This window comes from Staphylococcus sp. HMSC034C12 (assembly GCF_001835895.1).
GTDB lineage: Bacteria > Bacillota > Bacilli > Staphylococcales > Staphylococcaceae > Staphylococcus > Staphylococcus hominis.
On sequence record NZ_KV826320.1, the window covers coordinates 1 to 18,325 of the forward strand.

The window sequence follows — 18,325 nt, forward strand, 5'->3', positions numbered from 1 at the left end:
ACTTATCTAGATACTTTATGTCCCGGACTCTTTATTAATATGACAAATGTCATTTGAAAATAGTGACATTTTTATCTGAAATTATAACTTGTTTGTTGATAAATTATTTATATTAACAAAAGGAAGTGATGAGTTATGATTCAAATTCGACATTTATCCAAAAAATATAATGGAAAAACAGTATTGAAAAATATATCACTAAATATAGAAAAGGGTATGAGTACTGCATTAATAGGAAAAAATGGAGCCGGAAAATCAACTTTAATTAATATTTTAATTAATCATTTGAAAGCAGAAACGGGAGAAATTATAGATATAGATCATTTATTAAATTTAAATCATATTGGTGTATTATTTCAAAAAACGTCTTTTCCTAGGTTAATAAAAGTAAAAGAATTATATAAATTATTTTGTCAACTATACAAGGATGCAATTTCGATAGATGAATTTAAAAAAATTACAAAATTGAATGATAGCCAATTGAATCTGTATGCAAATCACTTATCTGGTGGACAACAACGAATATTAGATTTTGGGTTATGTTTAATAGGAAAACCAAAGCTTCTCATTTTAGATGAACCTACTGCAGCTATGGATGTTGAAATGCGAGAACATTTCTGGACAATGATAGGGAAATTAAAAAAAGAAAATGTATCTATTTTTTATACTTCTCATTATATTGAAGAAGTAGAACGAATGGCAGATAAAGTTATATTTCTTGATCAAGGCATTATTAAGTTAAATGATTCACCTAGAAATATATTAACCAACCAACAATATTCAATAATTAAAGTACCAAATACAGTAGACAATAATTTACAGAATTTAACAAATTATTTTGATGTAAAAATTGAAGATACTATTTTAAAAATTAAAACATCTGATGTTAAGAAAGTAATATATTATTTGGAAAAATTAAATATAAATTTAAATGACATGACTATTGAAAAGCAAACATTGTTAGAAACAATTTTATTTGCTGATGTAAAAGAGGGAGGGACTAAAAATGAATAATATCGCTTTATTAAAAACAGAATTTAAAATTATTTTTCGAAAGAAACTAACAACATTCTTATCAATCATATTACCGGTAGGCTTTTATTTATTATTTACTTCTTTACTAGACTTACCAGAAGAGGCGAAACAGCAGTTCTATAAAGAATATATGTATAGTATGACAGTGTTTAGCTTGATGAGTTTTTGTTTAATGCAATTTCCTATAGAGATTATTGAAGAAAGAAACACAGGTTGGTTTAAACGATTAATGGTAACGCCTTTATCTAGTAAAACCTATTTTACTACTAAAATGATAAAAACAATATTGTTATTTTTATTGGCTATTATTTTGATTTTTACTGTTGCTCATCTATATAAACACGTAAATATGAGTATACAACAATGGTTGCTTTCAGGTGTTTCATTATGGATAGGTGCAAGTTTATTTTTAACATTAGGACTAATCATTGCTCAATTTAATGAAACACAAAAAGCAAGTAGTTTAGCCAATATAGTTAATATGGTATTAGCGATATTAGGAGGATTGTGGTTTCCAATTCAAACATTTCCGAGTTGGTTACAAAGAATTTCAAATATTACTCCAACATATCATTTGAAAAATTTTGCATTAGAATTAGCTAAAAATCAAGGTTTAAATATTACTTCATTATTTATTTTAATTGTATATAGTATACTATTTTTAATTATTACAGTGTGGATCAATCACAGAAAAGAAGTGAGTTAGATGAAAAAAAGAAAATGGAGCGTTAGATTAGGAGAGCTGTCTACGCTTATATATTTGTTATTTCCAATTATAAGTATCTTTAATGAAAAACGAGGTTCTCAAACTGTATATTTAATTGTTTTAGCTATTTTTATTGTGTCATATCTTATGCTAGTAATATATTATTATCGATTTAACAATAACGTAATATATAGCCTATTAGTGGTTCATTATGTAGGAATTATATATTTTGTTTATGCAATTAATCCAATGAATAGCTTATTCTTTTTCTTTAGCGCATTTGCATTACCTTTTATGTTTGAAGTAACAATTAAGTCAAAAGAATTTATCACATTTATAATTGCAATATTTTTATGTCTTATAATTACAAGTATTTATCAAATACAATATATAACTGTATTAGTTATCTTTTATTTAGTTATTTTAATTATTACTTTAGGGAATTTTAAAACTAAAAAAGATGGAGCATTAAAAAATGAAATAGAAGAGAAAAATAAGTATATTAATACATTAATTGCAGAACAAGAACGTCAACGTATAGGGCAAGATTTACATGATACACTAGGTCATGTATTTGTAAGTCTTAGTTTAAAATCAGAATTGGCATATAAGTTGATTGATAAAGATCAAGAAAAAGCTAAAAATGAAATATTGGCGATTAATCAGATATCTAAAGATACCTTAATTAAGGTAAGAAATATTATTGAAAATTTAAAATCTCAAAGTTTTGAAGAGGAAGTTCAATCCATAAAAAATGTTTTAAAAGATGCAAACATTCAATTTGAATTAAAAAATATAAGAAAGGTAAATGTTTTAACTCCAACAAAGCAATCGATACTATCAATGATTTTGAGAGAAGCAATCAATAATGTCATTAAACATGCAAAGGCTAGTAAGATTTATTGTGAAATGATACAAGAAGATAATAATCTATACCTAATTATTCAAGATAATGGAAAAGGTTGTAACACCACTGAAGACTTTAAATTAAAAAGTATAGAAAATAGAGTTCAACTTCTTAAAGGAAAATTAGAAATTAAATCTAAAAATGGTATGCATATACGTATTATGATACCAAGAGAGGATATTAAATGATTAGCATTATAATAGCTGAAGATCAATATATGTTGAGAAAAGCGATGGTTCAACTGATTGAATTTAACGATCAAATGAAAGTAGTTAATGATTGTGATAATGGGGGTGACGCATTTGAGTTTATTGAAAAATATCATCCAGATATTGCAATTTTAGATATCGAAATGTCAGGGCTAACAGGTTTAGAAGTATTATCTAAAATAAGAGAATTTAAAATTGATACTAAAGTAATAATTGTAACTACATTTAAAAGACCAGGTTATTTTGAAAAAGCTGTGGCAAATGAAGTAGATGCTTATGTATTAAAAGAACGTTCCGTAGAAGATTTAATACAAACTATTAAACATGTCATGAATGGTGAAAAGGAATATAGTACTTCATTAATGACTACTTTATTCAAAGAATCTAATCCCTTAACACATAAAGAACAAGTGGTATTACGTGAAATTGGAGATAATTTAAGTAGTAAAGACATTGCAGAAAAACTTTATCTTTCAGATGGGACAGTGAGAAATTATACGTCTAATATAATTGATAAATTAAATGCAGAGAATCGATTTAATGCTTGGAAGAAAGCAAAGGAAAAAGGCTGGATATAAAAAGTAAGAAAAATATTTAAGGAATGTATAAAAAAGACTGAATTGAATAATATTTAATGTTTTCAATTCAATCTTTTATTGAGAGTGACATTGTATGATACTCCCTTATTTACCTTTTCGTTTACGTATAATACTTTGAATAATATAAACAATAAATCCAACTAAAATGCCTAACAATACTGCTATAACAACCGAAACAATAATAGGCAGTTTATAAACGATTTGTAAAATAACGCCAACGATAATAGCAATTACGACAGCAATCATCGTGACTAAATTTTCATTACGTTCGCTCATGTATTTCACTCCTAACATGTATAATTATATCATGTTGAATATCAATTAATCATTTTTTGAAAATAAATTCAATATAGGTAGACTTTTTAGGTCGAAAGTATTGATTGATTATTAAATACATATTATATATTATATTTGAGTATTAAAAATATAATATAGGAGGCACCTATGAATTCAAAGAAAAATTTAACAATAATTGTTCTTGCTATCATTGTTATTGGCGTATTAGCATTTCAATTTTTAAATCATACAGGGCCATTTAAAGACGATAGTCAACATTCTTCATCTAATTCAACACAGACAGAACTTAAAGGAAAAGAGAAAGTCCACGTTGATCGGGTTGTAGATGGAGATACATTTGCGGCTAAGAAATCAAATGGTGAGCAAATTAAGGTACGTTTAATTGGTGTTGATACACCAGAAACGGTTAAACCTAACACACCAGTTCAACCTTATGGGAAAGAAGCTTCTAATTACAGCAAACAACATTTAAATAATAAAGATGTGTACTTAGAATATGATAAGGAAAAAGAAGACCGTTATGGTCGTACATTAGCCTATGTATGGTTAGATGAAAAAACAATGTATAACGAAGAATTAGTTAAAAAAGGATTAGCTCGTGAAAAATACTTCTCACCTAATGGTAAATATAGAAGTACATTTGAAAAAGATGAACAGCAAGCTAAAAAAGATAAAGTGAATCTTTGGAGTTAAAAAATGAGTATGGGAGAACATTCGTCAAGAATGTTCTCCCATACTCATTTTTTAGTTATGAAAGTTTTCAACAATAGTATTAACTTGAGTTTCAGATAGAGGGTGTTTAGATAATTCAATAGCATTATTAATAACAGATTCTAAAGAAGATTTAGTGGATACTGTATCAATATATTTCTCTCTTTCTTCAGCACCTTCAATTATATTAACACTACCATCACTAAAATAAATGACACCAATACTTTGAACTTTATGATTAAAATATTTTTCAATGCCATCTTTTAAGATTTTTGCGTTAATAGCGGCTTGTTCATAAGGGTCATGTTGATAAAACTCATAGATAACTCGATTGTTTTGAATTTTTTCAATAAAAGTATATATTTCATTACGATTTGAATCAAATTGACTATGATATTGTTTACTAATATAATGCCCTACAATTTGTTCTACACTTTGATTATCACCCTCTAAGTGATCAGAAGTAGGTAAATCAAAATGATAAAATGTTTTTTGTTTCCAACTTTTAACGTCAATATTAATAAGACCTACGTCAGACACAACTATATAGTCAAATGTTCTTGCATACTCAAACAGTGGATGTTTAGTAGCTAAATTACTAGTCGTAATAATATTATAATATTTTAATTTTCCTGAAGCTTTAAAACGGTCTAAGATATCTTGTAATTCACGTTTAGCATTACGTTTGGAATGAGGACTAATCTCGTTATTAGAACTTAATATTTTATTTTTAAGTTCTAAATTTTCTTTACTGAGTAAAGAATTTTTAGAGACCATTTGATTTTTAGCGTAAACTTCAGTATCTATTCTATCTTGCATGTATCTTTGATTGAGTACAAATGCAAGTATAAGAATAACAATAATAATAATTAGAATAATCGTATGTGTCATATGCTCACCTCCTGTTTAATATTTGTAAATTAGAAGATTAATGATTAAATTAATTTTCTATAGAAATCAATAATTAATTATAAACAAAATATATTTATTGTTCAATAAACAAAAAATGATAATTTAAGTTGAAAAAGAACATAATAACAGGATATAATTTATTCATTATTATAAATATAAAATTGTGCAAAATTATATCTCATACCCTAAAGAAGAGTTAGAAGGTTTACAAATTTTTCACAAATTAAAAATTGAAAACATTAAATTGTGTCTGTATAATTAACTTATGAAAGCGTTTCCTTTAAGGAGGACAGTTGTATGTATCATCACCAAAATCATGTAGAAGAACTAGTTGGAATATTAAAAAATCAATGCCGTACAGCATTCAAATTTCACGGTGAAGTTGCTATTCAACTATTTTTAAATGAACTTTTTGAATTACCTTCGAAAGTCGATATTTGTGTAGAAAGAAAACGAATAGTAGAGGTTTTAAAAGTTATTCCTTCAAGTTATACATTTAAATATTATGATACGTCCAATCATAACATGGATAAAGATAATTTAGATATTCCATCTATTTCTCATATAAACGTTGTTAATAATGATAAAGTTATTTTAAGTATTTTTATTTATGATGTTATAAATGAGGAATGGATATTTAGACTAAACAGTAATATCCGATTACCTAAAAATAGTATTTATTTTCATTCATTAACCTGGGATGTCGATTATATCAAACCTGAAATCGTATTAATGTATGATTTACTAGATTATCAACAAAACAATTCAGAAGCCAATTATAAGTCAGTTTTAGATGCTTTAAGCTATTATCAATTTGTAATTTTAAAAATGGTAGTGGGAGAGCATAAAATTAAAAAAGCACTTACACAAAAAGTTTAATATAAAAAAATCTGAGACAAAATAGATGTCTCAGATTTTTTTTATGTAATTGTTATTTAGGACATAAATTTTTTAAGCATACACCATGATAGCAATACTCATAAGTTGATAACACAGCTTTATCTGCATTTTCTCTTGAAATACCAAACATCATAGAAATTTCAGAAGCACCCTGATTAATCATTTTTAGGTTGATATTTGATTCTGCTAGAGCATGTGTGATTTTGTTAGCAGTTCCGACAGATTGAGTCATTCCTTCACCGACAATCATTAAGATGGCAAGGTCATGGTCAATGCTTAATTCATCAATATCACATTTTTTTCTAATCGCACTCAATACTTCATTCTCTATGTTTTTAATTTGATTAGAACGCATTATAATACTAATATTATCAATACCTGATGGCATATGATCGAAAGAGATATGATAGTCTTCTAATATTTCTAAAATTCTTCTTGTAAAACCAATTTGTCTATTCATTAAGTATTTCTTAATATTTATAACTGTGAAATCTTTATCGCAACTAATGCCAATAATTTGATTTTTATCTGTAACTTCACGATCATGGCGAATAAAGGTTCCTTTGTCCTCTGGATGATTTGTGTTTTTAATGACTACGGGTATTCTATGTTTATATAAAGGCTGTAATGCTTCATCGTGAAATACACTAAAGCCGGCATATGATAACTCACGCATTTCTCTATATGTAATTTCTTCAATAAGTTCAGGATTTTTAATTACATTTGGATTTGCCTTAAAAATACCAGAGACATCTGTAAAATTCTCATATAATGATGCTTTAATACCACGCGCTATGATTGCACCTGTGATATCCGAACCGCCTCTCGGAAATGTAACAACATAGTTATGTTTAGAAACACCAAAGAAACCTGGGATAATAATTTTTCCTTCAATTTCTCTTAATTTATAAATTTTATCATAAGCGTCTTCTAAAATTTGTGCTTGTTGTGGTAAGTCAGTTACTAAGATACCAGCATCTTTTGGTGAGAGATATGTTGTTTTAATGCCTTGTGAATCGTTGTATTTAGCGATAAGTTGAGCATTAAAATTCTCACCACATGATAACAATGCATCGTATAAACGATCATGCTTATCGTTTAATTGTTTAATGATTGTTTCAAGTGTTTCATCTATTGTTTCTAAGAGTGTAGACTCCATATGTAATTCTTCTAAAATATCTGCATAACGTTGAATAATCTCTCTTTTTTTATCTTGATAATCCAATTGATTGATTACTTTTTCATATAAACGAATAAGTAAGTCAGTCGTTTTAACATCATTCTTATGTCTTTTACCAGGTGCAGATACAATAATAATTTTTCTGTCTGGGTCATCATTGACAATATTTAGGACTTTTTTAATTTGTGTTGCATTTGAAACTGAACTTCCACCAAACTTAGCAACTTTCATAAAATTTACCAACCTTTCTAAAAAATCAGAAAATTCTATTTAATTTCCTGATACTACATGATAATATATATCTACATATTCACTTTTTCTTTTAAAAGTCCTATTCAATTAATTTGATTTAATAGTATAATAAATTTAAGTGTTTTTCAATAAAACAATTGTACTTCTCAATAATACAAATGGGAGGAAGATAAAAATTATGAAGGAATTAAACGTCGCGTTACTAGGGTTAGGAACAGTAGGCTCAGGTGTAGTAAAAATTATTGAAGAAAATCGACAACAAATTAAAGATACTCTAAATAAAGATATTGTTATTAAACATATTTTAGTAAGAGATACCACTAAAAAAAGACCTATTAATATTAGTCAATATCATTTAACAGAAGACATTAATGAAATTTTAAACGATGATGATATTGATATCGTTATAGAAGTAATGGGAGGAATTGAACCAACTGTTGATTGGTTAAGAGAATCTTTAAAAAGAAAAAAACATGTCATTACAGCAAACAAAGATCTACTTGCTGTGCATTTAGAATTACTAGAGAACCTAGCAGAACAACAAGGCGTAGCCTTAAAATTTGAAGCAAGTGTTGCAGGTGGTATTCCCATTGTTAACGCGATTAATAATGGGTTAAATGCTAATAATATCTCTAAATTTATGGGAATTTTAAATGGTACGTCAAATTTTATTCTTTCAAAAATGACGAGAGAACAAACTTCATTTGAAGATGCACTTGCTGAAGCACAAAGATTAGGATTTGCTGAAGCAGATCCTACTGATGATGTAGAAGGTATTGATGCAGCTAGAAAAGTAGTGATTACGTCTTATTTATCATTTAACCAAGTAATTAAGTTAAATGATGTGAAAGTAAAAGGTATCAGTAAAACAACATTATCTGATATTAATGTAGCTGACAAATTAGGTTATAAGATTAAATTGATTGGTAAAAGTACATATCATCATAGAGAAGTTAATGCATCCGTTGAACCAACCTTAATACATAAATCACATCAGCTTGCAGCAGTAGAAAATGAATACAATGCAATTTACGTTATTGGAGATGCTGTAGGGGATACAATGTTTTATGGTAAAGGAGCAGGTAGCTTAGCTACTGGTAGTGCAGTAGTGAGTGATTTATTAAATGTAGCACTCTTCTTTGAATCAAATTTACATACACTTCCACCTCATTTCGAATTAAAAACAAATAAAACTCGAGAATTAATGGATAATGGTGACGCAATTGCTATTGGAGAAAAATTAAATTACTATGTTGTCATTCATAGTGATGAATCAATTGATAAACTTAAAGATCAACTTAAATCAGATTTACCATTCCACAAATCACTTCAAATAGAACAACGTGATTCTAGTTCTTATGGAGTTGTGGTTACCGGATTAGACCAATCACCTGAATCACTACTTAGTAAAGAAAATTACAACATTGAAAAAATTTATCCAGTTGAAGGAGTTTAATAATTATGAAAAGATGGCAAGGTTTAGTAGAAGAATTTAAAGATTATTTACCGGTGAATGAAGATACACCTAAACTTACTTTAAATGAAGGACATACACCACTGATTCACTGTGCTAATATATCAGAAATGCTAGATATTGATTTATATGTTAAATATGAGGGTGCTAATCCAACCGGTTCTTTTAAAGATAGAGGAATGGTAATGGCTGTAACAAAAGCGAAAGAACAAGGTAAAAAAGTGGTGATTTGTGCTTCAACAGGAAACACCTCTGCCTCAGCAGCAGCTTATGCTGCACGTGCAGGTTTAAAAGCAATTGTAGTGATTCCCGAAGGAAAGATTGCTTTAGGTAAACTTTCGCAAGCGGTCATGTATGGTGCAGAAATTGTCTCAATTGAAGGTAACTTCGATGAAGCATTAGAAATCGTTAAAGAGATTGCACAAAATGATGATGATATTGAATTAGTAAATTCTGTTAATCCATTTAGAATAGAAGGACAAAAAACAGGTGCATTTGAAATTGTCGAACAATTAGAAGAAGCTCCAGATGTTCTAGCAATCCCAGTAGGAAACGCAGGAAACATTACTGCTTATTGGAAAGGCTTTAAAGAGTATCATGAGAAAAAAGGAAGTCAACTTCCTCAATTATTTGGTTTCCAAGCAGAAGGAGCCTCACCAATTGTTCAAAATAAAGTCATTAAAAATCCTGAAACAATCGCTACAGCAATCCGTATCGGTAATCCAGCAAGTTGGAAAAAAGCAACTGTTGCGTTAGAAGAATCGAATGGCCTCATTGATAGTGTGACTGATGATGAAATTTTAGAAGCATATCAATTAATGACATCTAAAGAAGGCGTATTTAGTGAACCAGCAAGTAATGCTTCAATTGCTGGTTTAATCAAATTACAACGTGCAGGAAAATTGCCGAAAGGTAAAAAAGTAGTAGCAATATTAACTGGTAATGGATTAAAAGATCCAGACACTGCTATCTCAATTTTAGATAATCCAATTCAACCGCTTCCAAACAATAAAGAAAGTATTATCAATTATATTAAAGGAACACTTTAATATGAAGCCATCACTTCACCTGAAAATACCTGCATCAACTGCTAACTTAGGAGTAGGATTTGATTCTATTGGTATGGCAATTAATAAATATTTATACCTATATGTTGAGGAAGCGGAAGGCAGTAACTGGGAATTTAAATATTTAAATGAAGAGTTAGACTCATTACCGAAAGATAAAAGTAATTATGTCTATAAAGTTGCACAACAAGTAGCTGAAAAATATAATGTAACTTTACCTAATTTAAAAGTGTCGATGAGAAGTGAAATTCCATTAGCAAGAGGATTAGGATCATCTGCATCCGCTTTAGTTGGAGCATTATATATCGCTAACTACTTCGGTAATATTCAATTATCTAAGTATGAATTACTACAACTAGCTACTGAAATAGAAGGGCACCCTGATAATGTAGCACCTACAATTTATGGTGGATTACTCGCAGGATATTATAATCCTGAAACCAAAGAGACAAATGTGGCACATATTGATATACCTGATGTAGATGTAATTCTTACTATCCCAACATATGAACTCAAAACAGAAGACTCACGTAGGGTACTTCCAGATAATTATTCTCATGAGAAGGCAGTTCAAAATAGTGCGATTAGCAATACAATGATTTGTGCATTAATTCAACATAATTATGACCTTGCCGGAAAAATGATGACACAAGATGGTTTTCATGAACCTTATCGTCAACACTTGATTCCTGAATTTGAAAAAGTAAAAGTACTATCCCAAAAATATGATGCTTATGCTACAGTGATTAGTGGAGCAGGTCCAACGATATTGACATTGAGTCGTAAAGAAAAAAGTGGAGAACTTGTTAGAACATTAAAATCAGAAATAACAACTTGCGATTCTGAACATGCAACAATTAATAATGTAGGTGTTATTGAAGAAGTTGTGTATCCTTCATAAAATTATTGTAAAATAGATAAGAGCAAAAATGAAAGGAGAGCAACTAAGAAATGAGTAACTATAAAATGATTGTTATGGATATGGATGACACTTTAATGACAAGTGATAATGTAGTTAGTCCTGAAACCAAAGACTATTTAATTCAACTACAAGAAGAAGGATATAAAATTGTTTTAGCTTCTGGAAGACCAACTGAAGGAATGATTCCAGTAGCTAAAGAATTAAAGTTAGATCATTATCAAAGCTATATCATTAGTTATAATGGCGGTAAAACAATTAACGCTAAAACAGAAGAAATTGAAGTAAGTAAAAGTGTAACTAAAGATCATTTTGATAAAATTACAGACTATTGTCGTAAAAAAGGCTTTTTAACATTAACGTATCAAGACGGACAAATTATCTTTGATACAGAACATGAATATCGTAAAATTGAATCAGAATTAACTGGTCTACCTATGAAACAAGTGGATGATATTAAAGCGTATATTCAGTCTGATGTACCTAAAACAATGGGCGTTGATTATGAAGAAAATATTTCAAAAGCACGTAACGAATTAAATGGAACATTTAATTCTGATATTGATGTGACGACGAGCAAACCTTTCTTCCTGGAATTCATGGCTAAAGATGTTTCTAAAGGTAATGCAATTAAAGCTTTATGCGAAAAGTTAAATATTTCATTATCAGAAGTGATTTGTTTTGGAGATAGCCTCAATGACCAATCAATGTTTAAAGTTGTAGGATATGCTGTAGCAATGGGAAATGCGAGTGAAGAATTAAAAAAAATTGCAGATAAAGTTACATTAGATAATGATTCTAATGGTATACCAGTAGCGCTTAAAGAATTGCTATAAAACATTTATATAAATTAAAAAGGAAGCGGAATGAATTCGTATTGAATCATGTTTCGCTTCCTCTTTTTTATTATCATAACTAATTATTTAGCAGTATGTGTCCAGTCATGTTTACCTTTATTTCTTTTTACATGAGCATATACTTGATCAGCTGCATAATCTAAATTTGTATATACTGTTATTGTATATGCAGATTGGTTAACGTGAAATGGCTCATCTCGAAATACATCTTTTAAGTGTGTAAATAAGTTTTCCATTTGATCATGAGTTAGACTAGGATACTCACGCAATGTACGTTTCAGTAATTGTCCATTTCTTTCTTCTAAAGATTGTACGACAATAACAAAACGTTCATCACTCTTTATTACGTCATCAAATAAATTTGTTTGACCTACCATACTCAGTCACCTCTAAGTCGTTATCGTTATACTCATTATACAAAATAAACGACTATTAGAAAATATACATATTGTGTTTAGGAATAAAAACGGGAGTAGAATTGTATTTAATTCTACTCCTAAATAAACGATGATATTAATCATGATAATGATGGGTTGTAAGATCCATGTGATCTAATTTTACAAATTTAGTTTTACGAATCAATTTATGCACGATAAAGATAATTGCTAAGACAATTAAAGGCATGATATTAACAAAAAAATCGCCTATATTACCATTAAATAAATCACCGATAGAATTACCAAGGTATAAGAAAATTAATGTAGCAAACACAATGATAGGGCCTAGAGGGAAAAGTGGTGATTTGTAAGGCAATAATGTGTTAATATCTTTGCCTTGACGTTTAATCCCTCTACGTAAACGTATTTGAGCCCATGCACTTATTGCCCATACAATAATTACTAAAGAGCCAATGATATTTAACAAGCTAAATACTGCATTAGCATAGAAATTAGCTAGAATAATAATTGCTACTACTAAAATGTAAGTAGTGACTATTGAACGCATCGGTAATTTCGTTTTATTATTTAATTTACTTAAAAACTTTGGTGCTTGCTTTTCATCACTCAAAGAGAAAAGCATTCTACTTGTTGTATACATTCCAGAATTCGCTGCAGATAGTAACGATGTAAGAATGACAGCATTAATAATTGATGCTGCAAATGCTATACCGATTCGATCGAAAACTATAGTAAATGGACTTTGAGATACCGATTGATTTTTATTTAATAATAAAGGATCAGTATAAGGAATAATAGCTGCAATGACGACAATAGATAAAACATAAAACAATAAAATTCTCCAAAATACTTGCTTAACAGCCCTTGGCATAGTTTTTTCAGGATTATCAGATTCACCTGCAGTGACAGCTACAACTTCCGTACCACCCACAGAAAATCCTGCTACAAGTAATACTGCTAAGAAACCAGATAAACCACCTACAAAAGGTGCTTCACCTTTGGTATAATTCTCGAATCCATATGTATGTCCACCAAGAATACCAAAAATCATTAATATACCAACAACAATAAATACAATAATTGTGATTACTTTAATTAATGATAACCAAAATTCTGTTTCGCCAAATGCTTTAACAGTAAAGATATTTAATAGGAATATAATCGTTATAAAAATTAAACTCCATACCAGAGGACTGAAAATTTTAAATACATCCCAATAAAATAAAACATTAGAAGCTACCATTACATCAACGCTTGATACTAAAGACCATAGAATGTAATACAACCATCCCATTGTAAAACCGATAGACGGATCAATGAAACGGGTAGCATATGAACTAAACGAACCAGATACAGGATAAAATGTAGCAAGTTCTCCAATAGACGACATTAAAAAATAAAGCATGATTCCTATCAATAAATAAGCTAAGATAGCTCCTCCAGGTCCTGCCTGAGAAACGACACTACCTGTAGCAACAAAAAGTCCAGTACCTATTGCGCCTCCGATAGCAATCATAGATATGTGTCTTGACTTAAGACCGCGTTTCATATTGTTATCTTCCATATAATATCTCCTAAATTAAAATTTAAAATATACAAATCATTTTAATCGTTTTAGGTCAAGTATTCAATAACTTTTGAACAATTTGTTTTAAAAATTTTAAATTTTCTGATTTTTTAAAACGATTAGTTTTTGGTACGTAGAAGGAAACTGATTAAATTAAAAGAAACTTATTGCGTAAAAATAAAGGATATGATAGAATTTTAAATCGTAAGAATTCCTAATTATATATAACAAGAAAGGATGTTATTGATGCGCGTTAATGTAACTTTAGCTTGCACTGAATGTGGCGATCGTAATTATATTACAACAAAAAATAAACGTAATAACCCTGAGCGTATTGAAATGAAAAAATATTGCCCAAGACTAAATAAATACACGCTACACCGTGAAACTAAATAATTCCTTATCTTTTAAATACGACAAAAAGATAAACTATTATAGACTCATACATGTTTAAGATGAATAACATGTGTGAGTCTTTTAATTTTAAAATAATTGTCTTTGTAATTTTTTAAAAGTATGTTAAGATATAAAACGTAATTATTACGATTTGTAAAAAGGAGATATTATATGGCTAAAAAATCTAAAATAGCTAAAGAATTAAAAAGAGAAAAATTAGTAAATCAATATTATGAATTACGTAAAGAACTGAAAGAAAAAGGAGATTATAAAGCATTAAAAAAATTGCCAAGAGATTCATCTCCAACTCGTTTAACAAGAAGATGCAAAGTTACAGGACGCCCAAGAGGTGTAATGAGAAAATTTGAAATGTCTAGAATTGCATTTCGAGAACATGCTCATAAAGGTCAAATTCCTGGTGTGAAAAAATCTAGTTGGTAACTGAAACTAATACTTTAGTCCATTTACATTGTATTTAAAAAATTGTAAAGTATATAAGGATATAAATAATAAGAGCGAGGAAAAGGTGATTTCTCGCTCTAGATTACGTTATAAATGATTTTTTAAAGCGTCAGATATTTTATTTATGTCTACAGTGTCTTTTTAATTTTTAATGTATAGGGGAAATTTAAAGTATGAAAATTTTTGATTATGAAGATATTCAATTAATTCCAAATAAATGTATTGTTAATAGTAGATCTGCATGTGATACAACTGTACAATTTGGACCTAAAACTTTTAAGTTGCCAGTGGTTCCTGCTAATATGCAAACAGTTATGAATGAATCTTTAGCTGAATGGTTTGCAGAAAATGATTATTTTTATATTATGCATCGTTTTGATGAAGCAGGTCGCATACCTTTTATAAAAAAAATGCAAAATAAAGGACTTTTCGCTTCTATTTCAGTGGGTGTAAAGGAAACTGAATTTGAATTTATAGAAAAATTAAAAACTGAGCATTTAATACCTGAATATATTACAATTGATATCGCCCATGGTCATGCTAATTCGGTTATTAATATGATTAAACATATTAAAAAACATATTCCTCAATCATTTGTTATTGCTGGTAATGTAGGAACGCCTGAGGGAGTAAGAGAATTAGAAAATGCTGGTGCAGATGCTACTAAAGTTGGTATAGGACCAGGACGAGTGTGTATTACTAAAATTAAAACTGGATTTGGTACAGGAGGATGGCAATTAGCTGCATTAAACATTTGTAGTAAAGCTGCACGTAAACCAATTATTGCTGATGGAGGTATTAGAACACATGGTGATATCGCGAAATCTATTCGTTTTGGAGCCACTATGGTTATGATTGGTTCATTATTTGCAGCGCATGAAGAATCTCCTGGCAAAACAGTTGAGTTAGATGGTAAACGTTATAAAGAATATTTTGGTAGTGCTTCCGAATTCCAAAAAGGAGAACATAAGAATGTTGAAGGGAAGAAAATGTTTGTGGAACATAAAGGTTCATTAAAAGATACCTTAGTTGAAATGCAACAAGATCTTCAAAGTTCAATTTCCTATGCTGGCGGCAAAGATTTAAAATCACTAACTACTGTTGACTATGTTATTGTAAGAAACTCAATTTTTAATGGTGATAGAGATTAATATATATTTAGTAGGTGAATGTTATTAAAAAATTCCTTTTATTTACTGCAATATTTCTGTTATTTATCATTATAAAACCCATCGAAGAAAACCAGTTTTTTATTCATTTGCAAAATAATGTAAGAGATAAAGTAGAAGTTTTATTAAATGAAGATACAAGCTATAAAAATAATGTGCTTAAAGTTCCAAAAAAACAAGAATTCGCAGTTAATAATATTCAATTAAATATGTCACAAAAGGAAGTAGAAAATAAGATAGGGCGACCAAAAAGAGTGACTTCAAATGAATATGGTACAAAATGGTACACTTATTATAATGATGATTATCAAAATTTTTTAATGGTAAGTTATATTAATAATAAAGTTAATGCTTTATTTAGTAATCAAAACATTATAACTTCTAAATCTAAAATTAAATATAATACCCCTAAAAAAGTGGTTGAACAACGTCTTGGTAAGCCAGTAGATAAAATTGCAAAAGGACGTAATCGTTTTGTTGTAAAAAATGATGAATATGATGTTTTTTATAAAGATCACATTTATACAACTGCATTTTACGATAAACATAATAAAAATAACTTAACAGGGTTGTTGCAAGTGAGTGAATCGATGGAAAACCGATTACAAAAGCAATATGGTGCACCTTCTACAACGCTAGAAAAAAGCTTTGAATATCAAAACTTTGATTTAGTTAATGCAGAAAGAAAACAACACGGATTAAATACATTGGATTACTCTAAAAAAATATCTAATACTGCAAGAAAACATAGTGAAGATATGGTTAAAAATAATTATTTTGAGCATACTGATTTAAATGGTCATTCACCTTTCGATAGAATGAAACGTGATGGTATACAATTTAATGCTGCTGCTGAAAATTTAGCTTATGGTCAACAAAGTAGTATTTATGCTCACGAAGGACTTATGAATTCTCTAGGACATCGGGAAAATATTTTAAATACACACGTTAATACATTAGGTGTAGGTGTAGATTTTAATAATAAGCGACAACCATTTTGGACAGAAAACTATGCTGGATAATGTTTGATTTATAATATATAGGGGTATGTTCTTTTTGCAAGGAAGTTGATATTATGCCTACAAAGAAAAATAAGAAAAAAGATATACTTGATAAAGTTAAAGAGATTTTAAATAAAAAATAAAACTAGAAGTGCTTAGGCACTTCTAGTTTTTTGTATATTAAACATATATATAAGAGATTTTAACGTAACAAACAAGAGATAAACTACAATTCTCTATAAAGACCAATAACTTTACCGATAACTGTTACATTATCTAAGTAAATAGGACTCATAGCACTATTTTCTGGTTGTAAACGATATCGATTTTTTTCTTTAAAAAAACGTTTTACAGTAGCTTCATCATCTTCAGTCATTGCTACGATAATATCTCCATTTTCAGCAATAGTTTGGCTTCTTACAATTACTTTATCTCCGTCTAAAATACCCGCTTCAATCATACTTTCACCGATAACATTTAAAATAAACACATCACTATTGTGTGTGGATGTTAAATGTTCTGGTAATGGAAAGTATTCTTCTATATTCTCTACTGCTGTAATTGGAACTCCAGCTGTAACTTTACCGATAACAGGAACATAGATAGTTTCTTCTCTAGTCATATCATTATTTTGATCACTCACGATTTCAATTGCTCTAGGTTTAGTAGGATCTCTTCTAATATATCCTTTTTCTTCTAATCTAGATAAATGACCATGCACAGTTGAACTTGAAGCAAGACCAACAGCTTCACCAATCTCTCTTACACTTGGTGGATAACCTTTTATTTGAACAACATGTTTAATATAATCATAAATCTCACTTTGTCTTTTAGTTAACTCTCTCATATATAGGCACTCCCTAAGTTTATTTTAATATAGTATAGCATTTTTTGATTTTTTAAACAAACATTTGTTCGTAATACTATTGACTAGGAACACTCGTTCTGTTAAAGTATTTATACAAACAAATGTTCTAGGAGTGAAAATAAATGCTTAGTAATTATACTAGTAATATCATTAAAAATATAATTGTTCTAGTAGTATCTTGCATCGTTTTTCTGGTGTTTTTTACTAACTTATATCAGAACGCTCATACGGAACACATGTACGAAATTACCGATCATACGATCCCTAAAAAAGCGATTTTAAACGATGATTATAAGAACGATATACCCGATAATACAGAACAAACAGACTATAAAGTGTTCGCCTTAGTTAAATAAATATTTAAGAGATATAGATAAAAAGTTATTACTTCTAAGAAATGGGAATAGAGGCTGGGACATAAAGTATCTGGATAAGTGAA

General features: G+C 28.9%; 21 protein-coding genes. 15 read left to right on the forward strand and 6 right to left on the reverse strand.

Annotation, left to right across the window (positions count from 1 at the left end; translation table 11 throughout):
• Positions 1-135: 135 nt before the first annotated feature.
• Genes HMPREF2629_RS04870 through HMPREF2629_RS04885 form a run of 4 tightly spaced genes read left to right on the forward strand, consistent with a single transcriptional unit; the run spans position 136 to position 3,435 of the window.
• Positions 136-1,014, forward strand: coding sequence for an ABC transporter ATP-binding protein (locus HMPREF2629_RS04870; protein ID WP_017174647.1), 879 nt, complete (start codon positions 136-138; stop codon positions 1,012-1,014).
• Positions 1,007-1,741: an ABC transporter permease gene (locus HMPREF2629_RS04875; RefSeq protein ID WP_017174648.1), complete on the forward strand. Its 735-nt coding sequence runs from the start codon at positions 1,007-1,009 to the stop codon at positions 1,739-1,741. The genes HMPREF2629_RS04870 and HMPREF2629_RS04875 overlap by 8 nt, the downstream gene beginning before the upstream one ends.
• A complete protein-coding gene (locus HMPREF2629_RS04880; protein WP_017174649.1) occupies positions 1,742-2,836 on the forward strand; it encodes a sensor histidine kinase in 1,095 nt (364 codons plus the stop codon). It begins immediately after the preceding gene.
• Complete coding sequence (locus HMPREF2629_RS04885) at positions 2,833-3,435, forward strand: response regulator transcription factor (RefSeq protein ID WP_061815403.1); 603 nt, start codon at positions 2,833-2,835, stop codon at positions 3,433-3,435. The genes HMPREF2629_RS04880 and HMPREF2629_RS04885 overlap by 4 nt, the downstream gene beginning before the upstream one ends.
• Before the next feature lie 105 nt (positions 3,436-3,540).
• Here HMPREF2629_RS04885 and HMPREF2629_RS04890 read toward each other — a convergent pair whose 3' ends face one another.
• Positions 3,541-3,732: a hypothetical protein gene (locus tag HMPREF2629_RS04890; protein WP_017174651.1), complete on the reverse strand. Its 192-nt coding sequence runs from the start codon at positions 3,730-3,732 to the stop codon at positions 3,541-3,543.
• Positions 3,733-3,900: 168 nt separating this feature from the next.
• Between HMPREF2629_RS04890 and HMPREF2629_RS04895 the strand changes: the two genes are divergently transcribed.
• The gene (locus tag HMPREF2629_RS04895; protein WP_049382339.1) at positions 3,901-4,446 is read left to right on the forward strand and encodes a thermonuclease NucI; all 546 of its coding nucleotides are present in this window, start codon (positions 3,901-3,903) and stop codon (positions 4,444-4,446) included.
• 51 nt (positions 4,447-4,497) lie between these two features.
• Here HMPREF2629_RS04895 and HMPREF2629_RS04900 read toward each other — a convergent pair whose 3' ends face one another.
• A complete protein-coding gene (locus tag HMPREF2629_RS04900; RefSeq protein ID WP_049382340.1) occupies positions 4,498-5,355 on the reverse strand; it encodes a hypothetical protein in 858 nt (285 codons plus the stop codon).
• 318 nt (positions 5,356-5,673) lie between these two features.
• Here HMPREF2629_RS04900 and HMPREF2629_RS04905 point away from each other — a divergent pair, with 318 nt between their 5' ends.
• A complete protein-coding gene (locus tag HMPREF2629_RS04905) occupies positions 5,674-6,255 on the forward strand; it encodes a hypothetical protein (RefSeq protein ID WP_069723780.1) in 582 nt (193 codons plus the stop codon).
• A gap of 52 nt (positions 6,256-6,307) precedes the next feature.
• Here the strand turns inward: HMPREF2629_RS04905 and HMPREF2629_RS04910 are convergent, their stop codons facing one another.
• Positions 6,308-7,687 (reverse strand): aspartate kinase, encoded by a 1,380-nt coding sequence (locus HMPREF2629_RS04910; protein ID WP_049382342.1) that lies wholly within the window; start codon positions 7,685-7,687, stop codon positions 6,308-6,310.
• 199 nt (positions 7,688-7,886) lie between these two features.
• Here HMPREF2629_RS04910 and HMPREF2629_RS04915 point away from each other — a divergent pair, with 199 nt between their 5' ends.
• The 4 genes from HMPREF2629_RS04915 to HMPREF2629_RS04930 are packed head-to-tail and all read left to right on the forward strand — an operon-like array spanning position 7,887 to position 12,004.
• Entirely contained in the window at positions 7,887-9,164 is a 1,278-nt protein-coding gene (locus HMPREF2629_RS04915; RefSeq protein ID WP_070444116.1) for a homoserine dehydrogenase, read from the forward strand.
• 5 nt (positions 9,165-9,169) lie between these two features.
• Positions 9,170-10,231, forward strand: coding sequence for a threonine synthase (thrC, locus tag HMPREF2629_RS04920; protein WP_017174657.1), 1,062 nt, complete (start codon positions 9,170-9,172; stop codon positions 10,229-10,231).
• Position 10,232: 1 nt separating this feature from the next.
• Positions 10,233-11,150: a homoserine kinase gene (gene thrB, locus HMPREF2629_RS04925; RefSeq protein ID WP_017174658.1), complete on the forward strand. Its 918-nt coding sequence runs from the start codon at positions 10,233-10,235 to the stop codon at positions 11,148-11,150.
• Between the two features lie 50 nt (positions 11,151-11,200).
• Positions 11,201-12,004 (forward strand): Cof-type HAD-IIB family hydrolase, encoded by an 804-nt coding sequence (locus tag HMPREF2629_RS04930; RefSeq protein WP_017174659.1) that lies wholly within the window; start codon positions 11,201-11,203, stop codon positions 12,002-12,004.
• 83 nt (positions 12,005-12,087) lie between these two features.
• Here HMPREF2629_RS04930 and HMPREF2629_RS04935 read toward each other — a convergent pair whose 3' ends face one another.
• The gene (locus HMPREF2629_RS04935) at positions 12,088-12,402 is read right to left on the reverse strand and encodes a hypothetical protein (RefSeq protein ID WP_017174660.1); all 315 of its coding nucleotides are present in this window, start codon (positions 12,400-12,402) and stop codon (positions 12,088-12,090) included.
• 136 nt (positions 12,403-12,538) lie between these two features.
• The gene (locus HMPREF2629_RS04940; RefSeq protein WP_019835492.1) at positions 12,539-13,987 is read right to left on the reverse strand and encodes an amino acid permease; all 1,449 of its coding nucleotides are present in this window, start codon (positions 13,985-13,987) and stop codon (positions 12,539-12,541) included.
• A gap of 249 nt (positions 13,988-14,236) precedes the next feature.
• Between HMPREF2629_RS04940 and rpmG the strand changes: the two genes are divergently transcribed.
• The 4 genes from rpmG to HMPREF2629_RS04960 all read left to right on the forward strand — a co-directional run bounded on the left by rpmG (position 14,237) and on the right by HMPREF2629_RS04960 (position 17,039).
• Positions 14,237-14,386, forward strand: coding sequence for a 50S ribosomal protein L33 (rpmG, locus tag HMPREF2629_RS04945; RefSeq protein ID WP_001265708.1), 150 nt, complete (start codon positions 14,237-14,239; stop codon positions 14,384-14,386).
• A 171-nt stretch (positions 14,387-14,557) separates the two neighbouring features.
• Positions 14,558-14,827, forward strand: a complete 270-nt coding sequence (gene rpsN / locus HMPREF2629_RS04950) for a 30S ribosomal protein S14 (protein ID WP_002449108.1) — start codon at positions 14,558-14,560, stop codon at positions 14,825-14,827.
• Positions 14,828-15,021: 194 nt separating this feature from the next.
• Positions 15,022-15,999: a GMP reductase gene (guaC, locus tag HMPREF2629_RS04955; RefSeq protein WP_070813188.1), complete on the forward strand. Its 978-nt coding sequence runs from the start codon at positions 15,022-15,024 to the stop codon at positions 15,997-15,999.
• A gap of 14 nt (positions 16,000-16,013) precedes the next feature.
• The gene (locus HMPREF2629_RS04960; RefSeq protein WP_019835491.1) at positions 16,014-17,039 is read left to right on the forward strand and encodes a CAP domain-containing protein; all 1,026 of its coding nucleotides are present in this window, start codon (positions 16,014-16,016) and stop codon (positions 17,037-17,039) included.
• A 205-nt stretch (positions 17,040-17,244) separates the two neighbouring features.
• Here the strand turns inward: HMPREF2629_RS04960 and lexA are convergent, their stop codons facing one another.
• The gene (gene lexA, locus HMPREF2629_RS04965; protein ID WP_002449099.1) at positions 17,245-17,865 is read right to left on the reverse strand and encodes a transcriptional repressor LexA; all 621 of its coding nucleotides are present in this window, start codon (positions 17,863-17,865) and stop codon (positions 17,245-17,247) included.
• Positions 17,866-18,008: 143 nt separating this feature from the next.
• On the opposite strand from lexA, the gene sosA reads away from it, so the two are divergent.
• The gene (gene sosA, locus HMPREF2629_RS04970; protein ID WP_017174664.1) at positions 18,009-18,242 is read left to right on the forward strand and encodes a DNA damage-induced cell division inhibitor SosA; all 234 of its coding nucleotides are present in this window, start codon (positions 18,009-18,011) and stop codon (positions 18,240-18,242) included.
• The last annotated feature ends 83 nt before the right edge of the window (positions 18,243-18,325 follow it).